This is a genomic window from Streptomyces niveiscabiei, assembly GCF_001419795.1.
GTDB lineage: Bacteria > Actinomycetota > Actinomycetes > Streptomycetales > Streptomycetaceae > Streptomyces > Streptomyces niveiscabiei.
Genome location: NZ_LIRL01000838.1, coordinates 1 through 1,745, shown reverse-complemented (window position 1 = coordinate 1,745; position 1,745 = coordinate 1). Strand labels below are relative to the sequence as shown.

The following is a 1,745-nucleotide window of genomic DNA, read 5'->3' as shown; positions in this document are numbered from 1 at the left end:
GTGTTGGGGGAGGGCGGTGCTTCTGGGCAGGCCGGGGATTCTGGTGCCGGGGAGGGCGTGGTTCAGCCCGGTATGCCGGGGCACGCGGAGTCGGTGGCCGAGGGCGGGGTTTCTGACGCTGGGGGAGCTGCGGCGCAGGCCGGGGATTCTGTCGCCGGAGAGGGCGTGGTTCAGTCCGGCGCGCCGGGGCACCCTGAGTCGTCGGTAGGGGGCGGTGCCTCTGATGCCGGGCAAGTTGCCGCGCAGGCTGGGGATTCGGTGCAGCCCGTGGCGGCCGGGCAGGCCGGAGTCCCTGACTCCGAGCAGGCTGAGGCCCAGCAGGGGACGCCGGTTCACCCTGAGACGTCGGGTCAGCCCGAGGTCTCAGCTTCCGATCAGAGCGCGGCTCAGCAGGGGGCGCCGAACGAGTCCGGGACGTCGGGTCAGACGGAGGTCTCAGGTTCCGAGCAGGGCGTGGCTCAACAGGGGACGCTGAACGGCTCCGGGACGTCGGGTCAGCCTGGGGGCTCCGCTTCTGAGCAGGGCGAGGTCCAGCAGGGGGCGCCGAACGAGTCCGGGACGTCGGGTCAGGCCGAGGTCTCAGGTTCCGAGCAGGGCGTGGCTCAACAGGGGACGCCGAACGACTCCGGGACGTCGGGTCAGCCTGGGGGCTCCGCTTCCGAGCAGGGCGAGGTCCAGCAGGGCACGCCGAACCACTCCGAGATGTCGGCTCAGCCCGAGGGTGCCGCTTCCGAAGGGGCGGGGCAGCAGGGCGGGGCCGAGGCGTCAGCTCAGGCGGGTGCTCAGGGTCAGTCCGAGGGTGTGGTTCAGCCCGGTGGCGCCCAGGAGTCCACTCAGCCGGAAACTTTGGATCAGTCCGAGGGTGCGGTTCAGTCGGGCGGGCCCGAGGTGTCTGCTCAGTCCGGCGCGTCGGGTCAGTCCGAGGACGCGAACCAGGTCGCGGCGGAGTCTGCCACCTCGAGCCAACCCGAGGCATCGGCTCAGCCCGACGCAGCCCAGCCCGGCACTGCGGGCCAGCCCGCAACGTCGGAACAGGCCGAGGCTTCCACGCCAGACCAAGTCGTGGTCCAGCAGGGCGAGTCGCAGACGTCGGCCCAGCCGGAGACCTCGGACCAGCCGGAGCAAGATGCGGCGCAGCCCGCTACCTCCGCTCAGCCCGAGGCGTCCACTCAGCCGGGAACTTCAGACCAGCCCGAGGCACCCGAGCAAGCGGCGGGAACCCCCGCCACCGACCAGGCCACGGCACAGCCCAGCACCACCGGTCAGCCCGACGCCCACCCCGGCACTGCGGGCCACCCTGAAGCATCGGCTCAGCCCGAAATCACGGCCCAGCCTGAGATCGCGGCCCAGTCCGAAGGAGCACCCGAGTCCGAGGCAGCAGCCCAGTCCGAGGCATCGGCCCAACTCGGGGCAGCAGCCCAGCACGGCGTCACAGCCCGGCCCGATGCTGCCGCTCAGCCCAGCACGGCGGCCCAGCCCGGTACTGCCGCTCAGCCCAGCGCTGCGGCCCAGCCCAGCACTGTGAACCAGCCTGGCACTGCTGCTCAGCCCAGCGCTGCGAACCAGCCCAGCACTGCGGCCCAGCCCGAAACACCGGAACACGCCGAAGCATCCACTCCCGACCAGTCCACAGCGCAGCCCAACACCCCCGGTCACCCCGAGGCGTCCGCTCAGCCCGAGCCATCAGGCGCCCCCACCGCTTCGGCCCAGCCCGACACACTGGAACAGCCCGCGATCCGGGAGGA

Annotated in this window: 1 protein-coding gene; it reads right to left on the bottom strand. The window is 72.0% G+C overall.

The window, feature by feature from the left end; translation table 11 throughout:
• Positions 1–336: hypothetical protein (locus AOK24_RS49925; RefSeq protein WP_206191326.1), on the bottom strand; the 336-nt coding region annotated here is incomplete at its 3' end.
• Positions 337–1,745 lie beyond the last annotated feature (1,409 nt).